The following is a 15,418-nucleotide window of genomic DNA, read 5'->3' as shown; positions in this document are numbered from 1 at the left end:
CACGTCTACCCCATCATCCTGCCAGGGGATGTCAGTGTTTCATTTCTTCCACATCGCCAGCAGCCCCGCGCCGACATCGATGCGGGGCGCCGCAGGGGCGGCGAGGCCACTGATCGCCGCCGGTTTCACTGCCGGCCAGAACATGTCGTCGAACAGCGGCAGCATGGCCTTGGTGATGAAGCGGCTGCGCTGCGCATAGACGTGCTTGTCGCCATAGGACGCCTGCTGGTGCACGTAGAAGCGCTGCGGCACCATCAGGTGCAGCTCGTCGCGGGCACGGGTCATCGCCACGTAGAGCAGCCGCCGTTCTTCTTCGAGCTCGTGCGTCGAACCGGTGCCGAGGTCGGACGGGATGGCGCCGTCGACGACGTTGAGCACATGCACGTTCTTCCATTCCTGGCCCTTGGCCGAGTGGATGGTGGAGAGGATCAGAAAATCCTCGTCGAGCAACGGCACGCCGGCCTGGTCGGAGGTGGCGTCGGGCGGATCGAGCGTCAGCTCGGTGATGAAGCGCTCGCGGCTCGGATAGCCTGCGGCGATCTGCTCGAGCTGGTAGAGATCTTCCTTGCGGACCTCGGCATCTTCGTACACCGCCTCCATCAATGGCTCGTACCACATGCGCGCCCTGAGCAGTTCGGCCGGCCAGCCGCCACCGCCCTGGCCCAGGTGCTGCACCACTTCGAGCAGCGCCGGCCAGCCCTCCGAGCCACGCGGCGGCGGAGGGGCGTCGAGCAGGGCGAGCAGCGGGTTGGGGCTCTCGGCCATGCGATCGAGCAGCTTGCCGGCGGCGCCGGGTCCGACGCCCGGCAGCAACTGCAACACGCGGAAGCCGGCGACGCGGTCGCGCGGATTGTCGACGAAGCGCAGCAGCGCCAGCATGTCCTTGACGTGGGCGCTGTCGAGAAATTTCAGGCCGCCAAACTTGACGAATGGAATGTTGCGCCGCGTCAGCTCGATCTCGAGTTCGGCCGAATGCGAGGAGGTGCGGAACAGCACGGCCTGCTGCTTCAGCGCGGTGCCGCCCTCCCGGCAGGCGAGAATGCTCTCGACCACGTAGCGGGCCTGGCTCGCCTCGTCCTTCACCGTCACCAGCCGCGGTTTTTCGGTGGCCTGCCGCTCGGTCCACAGGTTCTTGGTGAAGCGCTCCTTGCTCTCGGAAATCACCGCATTGGCCGCCTCGAGGATCGGCTGGGTGGAGCGGTAGTTGCGGTCGAGCGTCACCATCCGGGCCGGCGGGCTGAAAGACGCCGGAAAATCGAGGATATTGCGCACGGTCGCGGCGCGGAACGAATAGATCGACTGGGCGTCGTCGCCGACCACGGTCAGCCCGTCGCCGGCCGGCTTCAGGGCGAGCAGGATCGAGGCCTGCAGCCGGTTGGTATCCTGGTATTCATCGACCAGCACATGGTCGAAACGGCCGCCCAGGTCCTCGGCGATGGAAGGCTCGCGCATCATGGCGGCCCAGTAGAGCAGCAGGTCGTCGTAATCGAGCACCTGCTGGCGCTGCTTTTGTTCCACATAGGCGGCGAACAGCTCGCGCAGCTGCGGGCCCCACATGGCGACCCACGGAAACGCCTCTTTCAGCACCGCGTCGAGATCGTCCTGGGCGTTGACCACGCGCGAGTAGATGGCGAGGCAGGTGCCCTTGGTGGGAAAGCGCTTTTTGGCCTCCGAGAACCCCATCTCGTGCCGGATGATGTTGATCAGGTCGCCGGAATCCTCGCGATCGTGGATCGAGAATCCGGGGGTCAGGCCGATCTGCTCGGCATGTTCGCGCAACAGCCGCGCTCCAATGCCGTGGAAGGTGCCGGCCCAGCTCAGCGCGTCGGTGATCACGCCGGCTTTGGGGCCCATCACCTGCGCCACCAGCCGCTCGACCCGGCGCTGCATTTCGCTGGCGGCGCGGCGCGAAAAGGTCATCAACAGGATGCGGCGCGGATCCGCGCCGTTGACGATCAGGTGCGCCACCCGGTGCGCCAGCGTGTTGGTCTTGCCCGAGCCGGCCCCGGCAATCACCAGCAGCGGCCCCCCCAGATGCTCCGCCGCCTGTCGCTGCTCGGGGTTCAGCTTGTCGAGATAGTGGGAGGCCGGGGCAGTCTGCACGCGAATCGATCCGTCTGACGGTGGGGATCAGGAAGCACTATTCGCGGTTTGTTCGCAATTCACCCGGCACAGGCCCGGGCCCGGCGGAGCAGGAACGCCGCCTCCGGGGCATTCCGCGTCAGCCGTGCGGCGGCCTCGAATGCGGCGCGGGCCTCCTCGAGCCGGCCGGTGCGGAACAGCAGGTCGCCGCGCGCCGCCGACAGTGGGGCGTAGTCGCGGAGCGCCGGTTCGTCGGCCAACTGCTCGAGGAGGCCGAGGCCAGCCTCTGGACCAAAGGCCATGCCATGAGCGATGGCGCGATTGAGACGACGACGGGCGACGGGGTCATCAGGCGAAGGCGATCGTAGAGCCCGGCGATACGGGACCAGTCGGTTTCGGCGGCCGTGCGGGCCCGCACGTGACAGGCCGCCAGCGCCGCCTGCAGCACATAGGGGCCCCAACCGCCGGCCGTCGGGCCCAGAGCCTCGGCGCGGGCCAGCGCGTCGAGACCGCGGCGGATCAGCAGCTGGTCCCAGCGCGTCCGGTCCTGGTCGGGCAGGGGAACGAGGGCGCCATCGGGGCCGATGCGGGCAGGGAGCCGCGAGGCATGAAACTCCATCAGGGCGACGAGGCCGAAGACCTCGGGGTCGTCGGCCAGCAACCCGGCAAGCACGCGACCCAGCCGCAACGCTTCAAGGCAGAGGCCCGGCCGGATCGGGTCGTCGCCGGCGGTGGCGGCATAGCCCTCGTTGAAGATCAGGTAGATGACCTCGAGCACCGAGGGCAGGCGGGCGGCCCGTTCGGCGCCGCGCGGCACCTCGAAGCCAAGGCCGGCGGTGGCGATCGCCTGCTTGGCGCGCACGATCCGCTTGGCGATGGCGGCCTCGTTGGCGAGGAAGGCCCGGGCGATCTCGTCGATGCTCAATCCGCCCACCACCCGCAGGGTGAGGGCGGCCCGGGCATCGGCGGACAGCATCGGGTGACAGGCCGCGAAGATGAGCCCCAGCAATTCGTCGCCGAGGTCATCGCTGAGCGCGGCATCGATCGCGGCGGCGGCATCGTCCGGGGCCTGGTCCAGGGCATGCACGAGCTCGGGGTGCTTGCGCAGTCGCATCCGCTCATGCCGGATGGCGTCGATGGCGCGGCGCCTGGCCGTCGTCATCAGCCAGGCGCCGGGATTGGCGGGAACTCCGGTTTTCGGCCAGCTGTCGAGCGCGATCACCAGCGCATCCTGCGCCAGCTCTTCGGCTCGATCGATGCTGCGCACCAGCCGGACCAGGCCCGCCACCAGCCTCGCCCGTTCGATGCGGAAGGTGGCCTCGATCGCGCGATGCGTATCGTGTGCGCTCATGCCTCCGTTTTCGGCCTCGGCGTTCAGGAAGGCAAGCCGCTCGCTGTTCAGATGACGCCGAGCTTGCCGCGCTCGCCCTGGCGTGGTGTCTCGAGCTCCTCGGGGGTCACCAGCCCGACGAGGTCGGCGGCTTCGAGGAAGGGCCGGAGTTCGATCTCGTTCCTGCCCGGCGCGACGCTTGGGTAGCGGTTGGCCCAGGCGATGGCTTCGTCCATGTCCTTGACCTCCCAGATCTGGAAGCCGGCGACCAGTTCGCGCGTCTCGGCGAACGGTCCGTCGATGACGGTGCGGCGATCGCCATCGATGATGATGCGCCGCGCCTCGGCACCGGATTTGAGGCCGGCGCCGGCGACCAGCACGCCGGCCTTCACCAGTTCCTCGGTGAACCGGTCCATGGCCTCGAAGGCCTCCCGGCTCGGCGGCGCCCCCGCTTCGCCGGTTTCGCTGGCCTTGCCCAACACCATTACACGCATTGTTCGACTCCTTGTTGCCGGCCTCATCGAACCGGTGCCAGAGCGACGAACGAGGGGCGCGAGAAGGGACACCGTTACCCACATTATTTCAACGATCGGGGCGGGGCGCTACCCGCTGCCGCCCCGAACGCAGGTCATGGGCAGCGTCGACCGGCCGGGTCGGCGCTGCCGCCGCGGCGCGCGTCACTGCGCTACAGCTTCGATCACCTTGGCGACATCTTCGGCCTTCGAGATGAGACCAGAGTGGCTGGCCTCGATCTCGGTGACGGTGGCACCGATGCGGCCGGCAAAGAAGCGCTGTGCGTCGGGGGGCAACACCAGATCCTCAGTGGTCACGACGTAGAAGCTCGGCTTGTCGTGCCAGGCAGCGACCTCCGCCACGGCGTCGAAGTTCGCCGGGTTCGACGGCAACTGCGTGGTCGCATTGGCCGCGGCTTCCGCCACCGGCAGGTCGCCAGCAAACAGAGCGGGGTACCGCGCGGGATCGAAGATCAGGCCGCCCTCGGCGTTGGGACGGATCGCCTTGACGCCTTCGCTGGGTGCGCCGTTGGACAGCAGCTTGGTGAGCGTCTCGCCCTTGTCCGGCGCGAAAGCCGAAACATAGACCAGCGCCTTGACCTTGGCGTCGGCGCCGGCCTCACCGATCACCACGCCACCCCAGGAATGGCCGACCAGCACGGTCGGGCCGTCCTGGGCGTCGAGGGCAGCTTTGGTGGCCGCGACATCGTCGGCCAGCGAGGTCAGCGGGTTGGCGACCTGGGTGACGTAATAACCCTTGGCCGAAAGGATCCCGGCGACCTTGTCCCAGCTCGAAGCATCGGCGAAGGCGCCGTGCACCAGGACGATATTCCTGGCGGGCTCCTGGGCGAGAGTCGCGCTCCCAGCACCGACAGCGGCGGCGCTGAACACGACGGCGGACAGAACAGACTTCATTTTCATCTCCATTTGCTGGGGCGAGTTGGACGATCGGCAAAGTCGATTTGCCGCTGGCTGGCGCCGAGCTTCAAAAATCTGATCTTGCGTTTCGGCCGAGGATTGTTGAACTTCCTCGCCAAGTGACACCGGAAAGATAGAGGTCAGGGCGGTGAACAACCATGATCGCGCCTCCGGACTTCATGCTCCGGAATCCGAAGCCGCTTTCCCAATGATGGCCTCACGCGTCGACCTGCTGTCGCAGGTGCTGACGCTGATCCGCCTGCGCGGGGAACTGATCTTTTCGGCGGAGCTGCTGGCGCCCTGGGCACTGCAGTTCGAAGCCGGTTCAGCCTATTTCCACGTGGTGTCGGAAGGCGCGTTCGAGGTGCGGGCCAGCGACGGCAAGCGGGTGATCGCCGAGGCGGGCGACCTGATCGTCCTGCCGCAGGGGAGCGGCCACAGCATCGGGGTCGATGGCGCGCCGCCGATCCCGATCGGCGAGGTGCTGGCGGCGCAGATGCGCGACGACCAACTCGCCATCCGGCTCGGCGGCAATGGCGGGCGGACCCAGTTGATCACCGGCGCCTTTCGCTTCGAGGGCGACAACATGCCGACCATGCTGGCCGTGCTGCCCTCGCTGATCCATATCTCGAAGGCGTTGCGCAGCGAGGAGGAGGCCTGGGTCGAAGGCATCGCGCATTTCCTCCTCGCCGAGGCCAGGCAGCCGCATCCCGGCTCGTCGCTGATGATCTCGCGACTGATCGACATCCTGGTGATCCGCGCCATGCGGACTTGGGTGCGGACTGCGCCGCCCGAAAACCGCGGCTGGCTCGGCGCCCTCGCCGACATTCGCATCAGCCGGGCGCTCAAAGCCATCCACGACGCGCCATTCCGGCACCGCAGCGTGGCCGAACTCGCCGGCATTGCCGGCATGTCGCGCTCGAGTTTCGCCGAGCGCTTCGCCACCCTGATCGGTGCCGCACCGCTGCACTACCAGACGCGCTGGCGCCTGCTGCTTGCCAATGAGATGCTGAAGCGCCCGGATACGCGGGTGAGCGATGTCGGACGTCGCATCGGCTACGAGTCCGACGCCGCCTTCAGCCGCGCGTTCAAGGCACAGTTCGGCCATCCGCCGGCGCTGGTGCGACGGGGTTAGCTTGTCGGCCTCGCCCGTCGACGCCGGTCGGTCAGTTGCCTTCGGTCTTGCCGAGGTCGCGCTGTTTCATCAGGAAGGCGACACCCGAGGTGTAGCGGTCGTGCATGCGGGCGAAGCGGTTGAGCGTCGCCTTGGAGACGTTTGCCTCGATCAGCTCGGCGTGGATCGCCTTCAGGCTGTTTTCCATCTCTTCCATCTCGACGAACATCTGATCGATCTGTTCGCGGGACAGTCGTACCACCGTCGCCATCGCAACCTCCCTGTTGCGCGCCTTGAGGCAGAAGGGGGCAGTCTGCCCAACCTCGAAAGCGATTAAGCACCCACCATTGCGCCGTTCCCGGCGAAAGTCAGGTCCCGCAGTTTGCCGATGCCGGCCCCTTGCGGGCCCGGCGCGCCGCGTTCTCAGCGAGACGCGCCTTGACGAGGCGGGCGACCAGTTCATCGGGCAGCGGCTTGTCGGGCCGGAAGCGCACCGTGCCCTTGGATGTGTCGAAACCCGAAAGCGCTTCGGCATGCGCCGCCATCACCGCCGGGCTCTGCACATAGAGCGCGCAGTGGCGCCGCGCCGCTCCGAACGATACCAGCGCGCCGTCCTGGCGAAATGCCGGGATGCCGTAGCCGACATATTCCTCGGCAGTCGGCGCCGCCGCGATGATCACCCCTCGCAGATGCTCGAGCGCCAGGCGCTGCTCGGGTGGCAAGCCGGCGAGAAAGCTGCGGGTGGTCTCTGGCATCGAACCGGGCATGGTCGCCTCCGCTCGAGCGCCAGCCTCGCACAGCTAGGGCCACGCTGTCAGCACTCTCTTGTGATTGCTGCTATCCTATTGAAATTGTTAAGCTATTGCCGTCATGATGGAGTCATGCGGGCGACGTCGCCTCATGCTCATCCGGTCGCCCGCGCATCGGAGGTGCCTGATGCCGCTGTCGACCAACCGCCAAACCGAGAGCGAAGGGTTTGGCCTTACCACCGCACAGATCATCTATCGCGTGCCCGACCACCTGGAGTTGCTGCAGGATTTCGTCTGGCAGCAATATGACGTGTTCCCCCAGTTCCCCAGCCTCAGGAAGTTCCTCGCCTTCTGGGAGCAACAGATCGAAGGGCCGCTGCATTCGGTGACGGTGGCGCATGCCCGGCTGATCCATCCGGTCGAGATCCGGGCGTTGCACGGCGTGCGGCACTAGCTCGGGCGGCATTCAGGCGGCCTCGCCGGCCAGCTCCGCGAGGTAGCTGCGCCACGGCCCGGAGGGGACGAAGCTCCAATCCGGCGTCGGTCCGCGGCCCGGTGGCAGGGCTCTGAGCCGCTCGACCAGCAGCAGCGCGTCGGCCGCCTTGGCGCGGACGCGTGCGGCGCGATAGCGGTCGGCGAAGGAGGCCGGCAGTCCGGCCTCGGCGACCATGGCCTCGACCGTCCGGTCGGCAAAATACAGCGACTGCGCCGCCAGCCGCAGCGCAATCGCCTCGCTCGGCGTCACCTCCATGGCCGCCACGGTCGCCTCGACATCGACCAGCGGCTCACTGAGCGGCATGAAATCCAGTTCGGCCGGCGCATGGGCAAGGCAGACATCGGCATCGGCGCTGCGGGCGCCCGTCACATAGCTCTCGGCGATGGGGCCGATCGCCTGCATGCCGAAGGCGGCGCACTCGCCGGCCCGCAGCGCGCCGATCGAGGCGGCGCCCAGTACGGCGATGCCCTGCTTGAGGGCATGGAGGATCTCCTTGTGCCAGACCGAGGGCACGAAGCCGAAAACCCCATCGACGAGGCCAATGGCATCGGCGCCGTCCAGCACCGCCCGATGGAGGTCGCCCTGGCGGGCCGGCGGCCGCACCTCGAGGCCGCTGCGATCATAGGGTTGGCCGCAGAGCGAGGGGCCGACGAACAGGACTTTCACAGGAACCCCAGCATGGCGGCGGTGGCGCGCGAACCCGGGCGCCAGTTGCTGTTGGTGAGCCGATCCTCGAGCCCGGGCACGAACACCCGTGCGACCTCGATGCCGAACCGCGCGCCGCCGAGCGGGACGACGATGATGCGGTTGAGACCGACCCGGGCCAGACCTGCCTCGAGGGCTGCGATCAGCTGGCGTTCGGTGGCGCCGGCCCGGAGGCCGGCAGGCGCAGCGCGGGTGGCGGGCGCGTCGCGGGTCAATACCGCGAGGCTGCGACCGAGCTGCTGGTCGTATTCGCCGGCGACGATGTCGTCGCGGGCGCCGGCGATATTGGTGATGCGGGTCTGCGCCGCCTCGACGATGGCACGCCGCGCCGCCACCGCCGCCACCGGGTGGCAGCTCGCCCCCGTCGCCACGTCGAAATGGCGGTCGGCGCCATCGGCGGGAAACAGCACGGCATAGATCACCGGCACGCCGATATTGCTGGTCTGGTCGAACAGCCGCAGCCGAAAACCGGCGCGGGCGATCCGGGCGGACAGGGCATTGACGTCACCATCGCCGAAGGCGGCGGGAGCGATGGCAGTAGCTTCGGCCGCGGCGTCGGACTTGTAGCTCCACAGGCAGACCGCGTCGCGCTCGACGACTTCGCACAGGCCGTGCAGCAGGGCGCCGGACAACGCACTGCCGGCAGCGACGCCGTTGCTGGATTGCGACAGGCCCGGAAGCTCGCGCGGCGGCGTGCCGAGCACGACCGCATCATAGGGCACCAGCACCGGCGATCCGCTACCGAGGGCAAAGCCCTCGACCCAGCGGATCGGCAGCGCCGTGTCGATCGAGGTGCCGGCCGGCAGCAGCGGGGTAGGGTCGAGCCAGTCGTATCCGGCCTCGCGCAGCTCCGTGAGGGTCAGCCGATGCTGCGGCGTCTCGGGCGCTTCGGCGACAGCGTACTCGGCCGCTTCCATCACTGCCGAAATCTGCGCCGAAACGTCGTCGATACCCTTGCCCTGGTGGCTGGCGAGGGTCGCCGAATTCGGCCGGATCGCCGCGTAGCAGGGGATGCCGATGCGATCGAGGCCGGTCTGGTTGGCCAGCCGGGTGATCCCCAGTCCGTCAAAGTGCAATGACAAATCCCGCAGCAGGGCCGCGGGATTTCGCGTGCCGCCCGGCGCCGGATCGGCCGCCGGGCGGAGCTGGGCTCCGAAATTCAAGACTTACTTGGCGTTGTAGAACCAGGCAGCGCTGCCGTCGGCGCGGTTGCCGGCAGCCACGGCAATGTTGATGCCGTCGACGAGCGCATCGCCCGACTGGAGCGCGGAGCGGACTTCGGCCGGAACCACGGCGGCCTGGTCAACGGGGGTCACAGTCATCAGCTGGGTATCGACAACCAGCAACTGCTCAGAATCTTTCTGTCCAATGATAACGTAACGCATAAGTACATCTCCTTGCGGCCTACTTGAAACCGGCCTTGTGCAATGCGTCTATATACAGATCGACATCGGAGGGATCGCGTTGCGGCACTCGGGATAGCCAACGAGCGGTTGTAAAATCCGGTTGCAATCTAAGTGCTTGCAACCGATAGCGCCGGGCCAGCTCCATCTGGCCGGCCATGGCAGCGGCGGCGGCCATCAGCCGATAGGCGGGCTCGGGGTTACGCATCTGGGTCAGGTTGGCCAGGGCTTCCTCGAAGCGGCCGCGGAAGAAGTTGATGCCGCCCAGCGTCCACAGGTACTCGTCGGGCGGGATCGGGTTGAGCCGCATGGCGGCGGAGATCTTTTCCTCCGCCTCGCGATGGTTGGAGTTGTGGGCCAGCGTGTCGGCGAAATCGGCGAGGATATCGGCGTGGTTGGGGGCCAGTTCGGCGGCCGTCGACATATGCACGAGCGCCTGGTCGAGATCGCGGTCGAACAACGCCACGCGACCCAGTTCGCGGTAGGCCGTGCCGTCATTGGGGTCGATCGAGACGGCGCGTTCGGCGTGCAGTTTCGCCTTGTCGAGCAGCGCCTTGTCCGACCCCGAGCGGAGTACCCATTCCACCACGTAGGAGCGGGCCAGCGCGCTCTCGATGGTGGCCTGCTCCGGCTCGATATCGCGGGCGATGCGCAGCGATTTGCGGCCGCGGCGGATCTTGGGGAGATCGAAGGTCCGCAGGTTCTGCCGCCCCGCCAGGTAGTGCGAATAGGCATTGGCGTCGCGCAGCGTGCGCTCACGCTGCAGTTCCGCCGTCTCGATCGACTCGGCGAGGGCGCGGGCGACGCCGTTGGTGAAATCCCAGTAGCGCTCGGGCGCGGTCAGCGCCGAGAAGGCAAACTTGTCGGCCCAGACGATCTCGCGCCCGGCGGCTCGCACCAGGCGGATAGCGAGCGACAGGCCGTCGGTGGCAAAATGCGGCGCGATACGACTCTCGACCGCATAGTCGATCTGATGCGCCCGCACCTCGTCGAGCGCGGTGAACGGGTCGAGCTGCCAGGCGGTGTGCGGCGCGATCACCGACACCGATTTCAGCCGCGACAGCCCGATCGTCACATCTTCGACCAGCGCCGGCGCGAGATGCTTGGGCACGCTGGCCTGCTTGAAATCCTGCAGCGGCGGCAGCAGCACGACGCGCGGCACGAAGCTCAGCCGCGCGCGATCCTCGTCTGCCAGGGGACGGCGGTGGTCGGCGGTGCGCGGTTGCGCCGGGGTCGTGGTTTCGCTTTCCGGTTCGAACAAGCCAGCGGTCTCGGCCGCCGGCTCCATGCCGAGCCCGTGCCGCAGCCGATTGCGGAAGGCGGCATAGGCGGCGCGGGCGCCGCTCTCGTTGTTCTCGGACCGGAACAGCTCGATGGTGGCGCGGCACACCACATCGGAATAGGGCAGGCGCTCGGCGAGGCGGAACAACGCCGAATGGGCGCCGCGGCCGCCAATGCGCAGCGCGGCCTCGGTGGCATGGGTGGCGAACTGGTTTTCGATGCGGGTGCGTTCCAGCGCTAGCCACTGGTCGAACTCGCTGCCGACGCCAGTCACCCCGGCCAGCAATTCTCCGCGATAGAGTGCAACAAGACGTTCCAGTTCCGCCGCGTCTTCGGCAGTCCGGATTCGGCCGATCTCGCGCAGATCGAGAATGACGTCACGGTTCAGCTCGATCTCGGTGGCATCGGCATCGAACAGTTCGAACCCGTATCTGCCTTCGAGTTCGCGCGTATGCAGCAGCGTCTGACGCAGGTTGGTCATCGCCTGTTCGGCAGTGCTGCTTTCCCAGGTGCGTTCTGCCAGCGCCGAGCGGCGGGCACGATTCGAAAAGTCCAGATACAGCACGGCCGCAAGCGCATACGCCTTCTGGCGCAGCTTTACTGCCGAACCATCCGCCAGCCGGAGGACCGGAGTCCCCAGGAGCTGCAGGCTGACCGTTTCACGCATAGAAGTGATCGGCATTGCTCAATTGATCCGACGGAACAGGTGGAAGTTTACTTGACGAAGTAAAGGGCAAAGCGTAGCCACGTAACGGCTAGATAACGCATCCAAGTAAGCTACCCGCGGGCGATGCGCTAGCACAATAACTGCGAGGAGACGCGGCAGGTGGGCCGCAGTGTCCCGCATATAGGACCCGAAACCTAGGCAACAATATCGAGGGACGAATGGAATCAGGAACATCGAACCTGGCTGCGGCGGCAATCGCGGACGCTAGGAGTTCCCAACTGATCGAGCTGAGCGCCGATATCGTCAGCGCGTATGTGAGTCATAACGCACTCAGCGCCAGCGACATTCCGAAGCTGATCGCGACGGTGCATGCAACGCTGAGCGGTCTCGGCGGGATGGTCGAGCCCGAGGCAGTCGTCGAGCTCCGGCCCGCCGTGCCGGTGAAGAAATCGATCACGCCGGAGTACTTGATCTGTCTCGAAGACGGCAAGAAATTCAAGTCTTTGAAGCGTCATCTCAGAACCGAATACGACATGTCCCCGGAGGAATACCGGGCCAAATGGGGGTTGCCGGTCGACTATCCCATGGTTGCCCCGACCTACTCGGAAGCCCGCTCGCGTCTCGCCAAGACCATCGGCCTTGGCCGCAAGCCCAAGGCGACTGCAACGCGCGGTCGCGCCAAGATCGTTTCCTGACGGTTCACGCCAGGCGACAAATCAGACCGGCGTCCTCGTGGCGCCGGTTCTGTCGCACGTACATATTCATGACGCCAAGATCGCGGCAACCTCAAGGCCGGCGACCTCGGCGTCTTTCACCTTCTCGATGAAGACTCCACGTGGTGACGGCCGCGCCTTCGCCCCGGGGCAAGTCGACGACTCGCCCGGTAGTGTTGCAAAAACTGCCCCCTCCATTTGGTGGGGAGGGAGCAGTAGGACACAGGACCCGAATTCCCTATGCAGGGAGCATGTTAGGCAGGCCGGCGTGACGTCGGCGTTATGCGCGCCGTCAGCTGCATGTCAGCGCAACTGCCGGCGCAACCGGCGTTAACGCTCGATGCAGACGGCGACGCCCTGGCCGCCTCCGATGCAAAGGGTAGCGAGGCCGCGCCGCACGTTGCGGCGTTGCATTTCGTGGAGCAGCGTCACCACGACGCGGCACCCGGATGCACCGATCGGGTGGCCGAGTGCAATCGCGCCGCCATTCACATTGACCCGGTCGGGCCCCCAATCCATGGTCCGCATCACGGCGAGCGCCTGGGCGGCGAAGGCCTCGTTGAGCTCGATCAGCTCGAGGTCGGCGGAGCGCCAGCCGGCCCGCTGCAGCGCCCGCTGGGCAGCGGTCGCGGCGCCCAATCCCATCTCCATCGGTTCGAGCGCCGCCGCGGCGCAGGCGACGATGCGGCCGAGCGAGGTCAATCCGAGCTGCGCCGTCCTGGCCTCGGAGGCTAGCAGGACTGCTGCGGCGCCGTCATTGAGGCTGGCGGCATTGCCGGGGGTCACGCTGCCGGCAGGATCGAACGCCGGCTTCAGCTTGGCCAGCGCCGCTGGCGTGCTGTCGGCGCGAGGCTGTTCGTCGGCTGCGACGAGGCGCTGCTCGCGCCGTTCGGCAACGTTGACCGGTACGACTTCCGCGGCGAAACGCCCGGCCGCGGCGGCAGCGACGGCTTTCTGATGCGAGGCCAAGGCAAAATCGTCCTGCGCCTCGCGCGAGATGGCGAATTTCTGCGCCAGCCGCTCGGCGGTGATCCCCATGGCGACGTGGTGGAAGGGGTCGACCAGCCCGTCGACCATGATGCTGTCGGTGGCAGTGATCTCACCGAGCTTGGTGGCGCGACGCCCGGCCAACAGATGCGGGGCCTGCGTCATGCTCTCCTGGCCGCCGGCGAGGATCAGTTCGGCATCGCCGGCGCCGATCGCCTGGGCGCCGAGGTGGATGGCCTTCAGCCCCGAGCCGCAGACCTTGTTGACGGTGAAGGCCGGTACAAGGATCGGCAGGCCGCCGGCGATCGCTGCCTGGCGTGCCGGATTCATGCCGGCGCCTGCCGTCAGCACCTGGCCGATGATCACCTCGTCGATCGAAGCGGGGTCGACGTCACTGTCGGCAAGGACCTGCCGCACCGCGACGGCGCCCAGCGCACTGGCGCTCAGCTCGGCGAAGCCGCCGATGAAGCGGCCGATCGGGGTGCGACGGGCCGCCACGATATGAACGGGGTTGGTCACGTGCTGAGCTCCGCAAGATTCTCGAACAGTTTCAGCGCCTCGGGGTTGGCGAGGCCCTCGATATTGCGCACCGGCCGGCCGTGCACCACATCGCGCACCGCCAGCTCGGTCAGCTTGCCCGAGCGGGTCCGCGGCAGGTCGGCCACGGCGATCAGCTTGGCCGGCACGTGGCGCGGGCTGGCGCCGGCGCGAATGGCGTTGCGGATGCGCAGCCGGAGCGGCTCGTCCAGCATTGCTCCGGGCACCAGCTTGACGAACAGCACGACCCGGGTGTCGCCCTCCCAGTCCTGGCCGATACAGAGCGTGCTGTCGATCTCCGGCAGTTCCTCGACGACTGCGTAGATCTCGGCGGTGCCGATCCGCACCCCGCCGGGGTTCAGCGTCGCATCGGAGCGGCCATGGATCATGATGCCCTGGTGCGCGGTCCACTCGGCATAGTCGCCATGCGCCCAGACGCCGGCAAAGCGCGAGAAATAGGCAGCGCGATAGCGCGCCCCGTCGGGGTCGTTCCAGAAGCCGATCGGCATGGAAGGGAAGGGCGCCCGGCACACCAGTTCGCCCTTGCCCTCACGCATCGGCCGTCCGTCCTCGTCGAAGACATCGACGGCGAGGCCGAGCCCCGGCGCCTGGATCTCGCCGCGCCACACCGGCAGGGTCGGCACGCCCAGCACGAAGCTCGAGACGATATCGGTGCCGCCCGAGATGGAGGCGAGATGCACGTCGGGCTTGATGTTGGCGTAGACGAAATCGAAGCAGTCGGGAGCGAGCGGCGAGCCGGTCGAAAGGATGGCGCGCACCGATGCGAGGTCATGCGTCTCGAGCGGCTTCAGCCCGAGCTTGCGCACCGAATCGAGATAGCGCGCCGAGGTGCCGAACAGGGTGAAGCGCTCGGCTTCGGCATAGTCGAACAGCTGGGTCGGCGCCGGATGGAAGGGCGAACCGTCATAGAGGCAGAGCGTTGCGCCGCAGCCCAGCGCCGAGACGAGCCAGTTCCACATCATCCAGCCGCAGGTGGTGAAGTAGAATACCCGATCGCCCTCGTGCACGTCGCAGTGCAGCCGGTGTTCCTTCAGATGCTGCAGCAGCGTGCCGCCGGCGGAGTGGACGATGCATTTGGGTTTGCCGGTGGTGCCGGACGAAAACAGGATGAACAGCGGCTGGCTGAACGGCAGGCGGGTAAAGCGCACCGGCGCGGCGGCATGGGGCGCGAGGAACGCCGACAGCGTCACCGCACCTGCGATGCGCGTGCTGGTCTCGGCAGCGCGGCCGAGCAGGTCGATCACCACCGTCCGGGCCGGCGCGAGTGCTGCCGCCACTTCGGCGACGGTCGCGCCGATATCGATCGCTTTGCCGTTGTAGTGGTAGCCATCGACCGTCACGAACAGTTTCGGCGCGATCTGGCTGAAGCGGTCGAGTACGCCGCGCGGTCCGAAATCGGGCGAGCAGGACGACCACACGGCGCCGATCGAGGCGGTGGCCAGCATCATCGCCACCGTCTCGGGCAGGTTGGGCAGCATTCCGGCCACCCGGTCACCGGGCCCGACACCGAGCCCGAGCAGGGCCTGCTGCAGGCGCGACACGGTGGCGCGCAGCTCAGCCCAGCTCCAGCGCCGCCGCGCGCCAGCCTCGTCGCGGAAGACAATGGCGTCGGTCGGCCCATCCAGCCGCAGCAGGTTTTCGGCAAAGTTCAGCGTCGCATCGGGCAGAAACCGCGCCCCGGGCATCAGCTCGCCATCCGCAAGCAGGCGTTCACCCTTGTCGCCGATGACGCCGCAGAAATCCCACACGGTGCTCCAGAACGGGCCGGGCTCGCTGATCGACCAGCGGTGCAGGCCCCAATAGTCGTCGGGGGCGCAGCCATGGCCAGCATGGGTCAGTTCGGCGAACTGCCAAAGCAAGGTATCGCGCCGACGCGCCGGGTCCATCTGCCAGAGTATTTGCG

15 protein-coding genes are annotated in these 15,418 nt (G+C 67.4%); 3 read left to right on the top strand and 12 right to left on the bottom strand.

Annotated features, from left to right (window positions below):
* Positions 1-39: 39 nt before the first annotated feature.
* The 4 genes from APS40_RS05795 to APS40_RS05780 all read right to left on the bottom strand — a co-directional run bounded on the left by APS40_RS05795 (position 40) and on the right by APS40_RS05780 (position 4,839).
* Positions 40-2,103 (bottom strand): ATP-dependent helicase, encoded by a 2,064-nt coding sequence (locus APS40_RS05795; RefSeq protein WP_055046153.1) that lies wholly within the window; start codon positions 2,101-2,103, stop codon positions 40-42.
* 118 nt (positions 2,104-2,221) lie between these two features.
* The gene (locus APS40_RS05790) at positions 2,222-3,433 is read right to left on the bottom strand and encodes an RNA polymerase sigma factor (protein WP_335338179.1); all 1,212 of its coding nucleotides are present in this window, start codon (positions 3,431-3,433) and stop codon (positions 2,222-2,224) included.
* 47 nt (positions 3,434-3,480) lie between these two features.
* Positions 3,481-3,906, bottom strand: a complete 426-nt coding sequence (locus tag APS40_RS05785) for a YciI family protein (protein ID WP_055046152.1) — start codon at positions 3,904-3,906, stop codon at positions 3,481-3,483.
* 183 nt (positions 3,907-4,089) lie between these two features.
* On the bottom strand, positions 4,090-4,839 hold the full coding sequence (locus tag APS40_RS05780; protein WP_055046151.1) for an alpha/beta fold hydrolase: 750 nt from the start codon (positions 4,837-4,839) through the stop codon (positions 4,090-4,092).
* 211 nt (positions 4,840-5,050) lie between these two features.
* Between APS40_RS05780 and APS40_RS05775 the strand changes: the two genes are divergently transcribed.
* Positions 5,051-5,977, top strand: coding sequence for an AraC family transcriptional regulator (locus APS40_RS05775; protein ID WP_055046150.1), 927 nt, complete (start codon positions 5,051-5,053; stop codon positions 5,975-5,977).
* A gap of 31 nt (positions 5,978-6,008) precedes the next feature.
* Here APS40_RS05775 and APS40_RS05770 read toward each other — a convergent pair whose 3' ends face one another.
* Together APS40_RS05770 and APS40_RS05765 are read right to left on the bottom strand one after the other, a co-directional pair.
* A complete protein-coding gene (locus APS40_RS05770) occupies positions 6,009-6,227 on the bottom strand; it encodes a hypothetical protein (RefSeq protein WP_055046149.1) in 219 nt (72 codons plus the stop codon).
* A 97-nt stretch (positions 6,228-6,324) separates the two neighbouring features.
* Positions 6,325-6,723 carry an iron chaperone gene (locus APS40_RS05765; protein WP_055046148.1) on the bottom strand — a complete coding sequence of 133 codons (399 nt, stop codon included), beginning with the start codon at positions 6,721-6,723 and terminating at the stop codon, positions 6,325-6,327.
* Positions 6,724-6,892: 169 nt separating this feature from the next.
* Between APS40_RS05765 and APS40_RS05760 the strand changes: the two genes are divergently transcribed.
* Entirely contained in the window at positions 6,893-7,159 is a 267-nt protein-coding gene (locus tag APS40_RS05760) for a protein usg (RefSeq protein WP_156342843.1), read from the top strand.
* Between the two features lie 12 nt (positions 7,160-7,171).
* On the opposite strand, the gene APS40_RS05755 is transcribed toward APS40_RS05760, so the two are convergent.
* The 4 genes from APS40_RS05755 to APS40_RS05740 form a co-directional block, all read right to left on the bottom strand.
* Positions 7,172-7,867, bottom strand: a complete 696-nt coding sequence (locus tag APS40_RS05755) for a TfuA-like protein (protein WP_055046146.1) — start codon at positions 7,865-7,867, stop codon at positions 7,172-7,174.
* The gene (locus tag APS40_RS05750) at positions 7,864-8,982 is read right to left on the bottom strand and encodes a YcaO-like family protein (RefSeq protein WP_197279445.1); all 1,119 of its coding nucleotides are present in this window, start codon (positions 8,980-8,982) and stop codon (positions 7,864-7,866) included. Before APS40_RS05750 ends, APS40_RS05755 begins: the two co-directional genes overlap by 4 nt.
* Positions 8,983-9,072: 90 nt before the next feature.
* Complete coding sequence (locus APS40_RS05745) at positions 9,073-9,291, bottom strand: hypothetical protein (RefSeq protein ID WP_055046144.1); 219 nt, start codon at positions 9,289-9,291, stop codon at positions 9,073-9,075.
* Between the two features lie 19 nt (positions 9,292-9,310).
* Positions 9,311-11,272: a BTAD domain-containing putative transcriptional regulator gene (locus APS40_RS05740; RefSeq protein WP_082434213.1), complete on the bottom strand. Its 1,962-nt coding sequence runs from the start codon at positions 11,270-11,272 to the stop codon at positions 9,311-9,313.
* A gap of 203 nt (positions 11,273-11,475) precedes the next feature.
* On the opposite strand from APS40_RS05740, the gene APS40_RS05735 reads away from it, so the two are divergent.
* A complete protein-coding gene (locus APS40_RS05735; protein WP_055046142.1) occupies positions 11,476-11,952 on the top strand; it encodes a MucR family transcriptional regulator in 477 nt (158 codons plus the stop codon).
* Positions 11,953-12,300: 348 nt separating this feature from the next.
* On the opposite strand, the gene APS40_RS05730 is transcribed toward APS40_RS05735, so the two are convergent.
* Both APS40_RS05730 and APS40_RS05725 read right to left on the bottom strand, forming a co-directional pair.
* A complete protein-coding gene (locus APS40_RS05730) occupies positions 12,301-13,476 on the bottom strand; it encodes an acetyl-CoA C-acetyltransferase (protein ID WP_055046141.1) in 1,176 nt (391 codons plus the stop codon).
* Positions 13,473-15,401, bottom strand: a complete 1,929-nt coding sequence (locus APS40_RS05725) for an acetoacetate--CoA ligase (protein ID WP_082434212.1) — start codon at positions 15,399-15,401, stop codon at positions 13,473-13,475. Before APS40_RS05725 ends, APS40_RS05730 begins: the two co-directional genes overlap by 4 nt.
* Positions 15,402-15,418 lie beyond the last annotated feature (17 nt).

The organism is Devosia sp. A16, assembly GCF_001402915.1.
GTDB lineage: Bacteria > Pseudomonadota > Alphaproteobacteria > Rhizobiales > Devosiaceae > Devosia_A.
Note: the sequence above shows the minus strand (reverse complement) of the source record. Positions and strands in the feature narration are given on the sequence as shown.

What these genes read in the sequence shown, in the direction of transcription:
- APS40_RS05790 (WP_335338179.1), bottom strand. Translation starts at nt 3,433, where the DNA reads ATGAGCGCACACGATACGCATCGCGCGATCGAGGCCACCTTCCGCATC.
- APS40_RS05785 (WP_055046152.1), bottom strand. Translation starts at nt 3,906, where the DNA reads ATGCGTGTAATGGTGTTGGGCAAGGCCAGCGAAACCGGCGAAGCGGGG.
- APS40_RS05780 (WP_055046151.1), bottom strand. Translation starts at nt 4,839, where the DNA reads ATGAAGTCTGTTCTGTCCGCCGTCGTGTTCAGCGCCGCCGCTGTCGGT.
- APS40_RS05775 (WP_055046150.1), top strand. Translation starts at nt 5,051, where the DNA reads ATGATGGCCTCACGCGTCGACCTGCTGTCGCAGGTGCTGACGCTGATC.
- APS40_RS05770 (WP_055046149.1), bottom strand. Translation starts at nt 6,227, where the DNA reads ATGGCGACGGTGGTACGACTGTCCCGCGAACAGATCGATCAGATGTTC.
- APS40_RS05765 (WP_055046148.1), bottom strand. Translation starts at nt 6,723, where the DNA reads ATGCCCGGTTCGATGCCAGAGACCACCCGCAGCTTTCTCGCCGGCTTG.
- APS40_RS05760 (WP_156342843.1), top strand. Translation starts at nt 6,893, where the DNA reads ATGCCGCTGTCGACCAACCGCCAAACCGAGAGCGAAGGGTTTGGCCTT.
- APS40_RS05745 (WP_055046144.1), bottom strand. Translation starts at nt 9,291, where the DNA reads ATGCGTTACGTTATCATTGGACAGAAAGATTCTGAGCAGTTGCTGGTT.
- APS40_RS05740 (WP_082434213.1), bottom strand. Translation starts at nt 11,272, where the DNA reads ATGCCGATCACTTCTATGCGTGAAACGGTCAGCCTGCAGCTCCTGGGG.
- APS40_RS05735 (WP_055046142.1), top strand. Translation starts at nt 11,476, where the DNA reads ATGGAATCAGGAACATCGAACCTGGCTGCGGCGGCAATCGCGGACGCT.
- APS40_RS05725 (WP_082434212.1), bottom strand. Translation starts at nt 15,401, where the DNA reads ATGGACCCGGCGCGTCGGCGCGATACCTTGCTTTGGCAGTTCGCCGAA.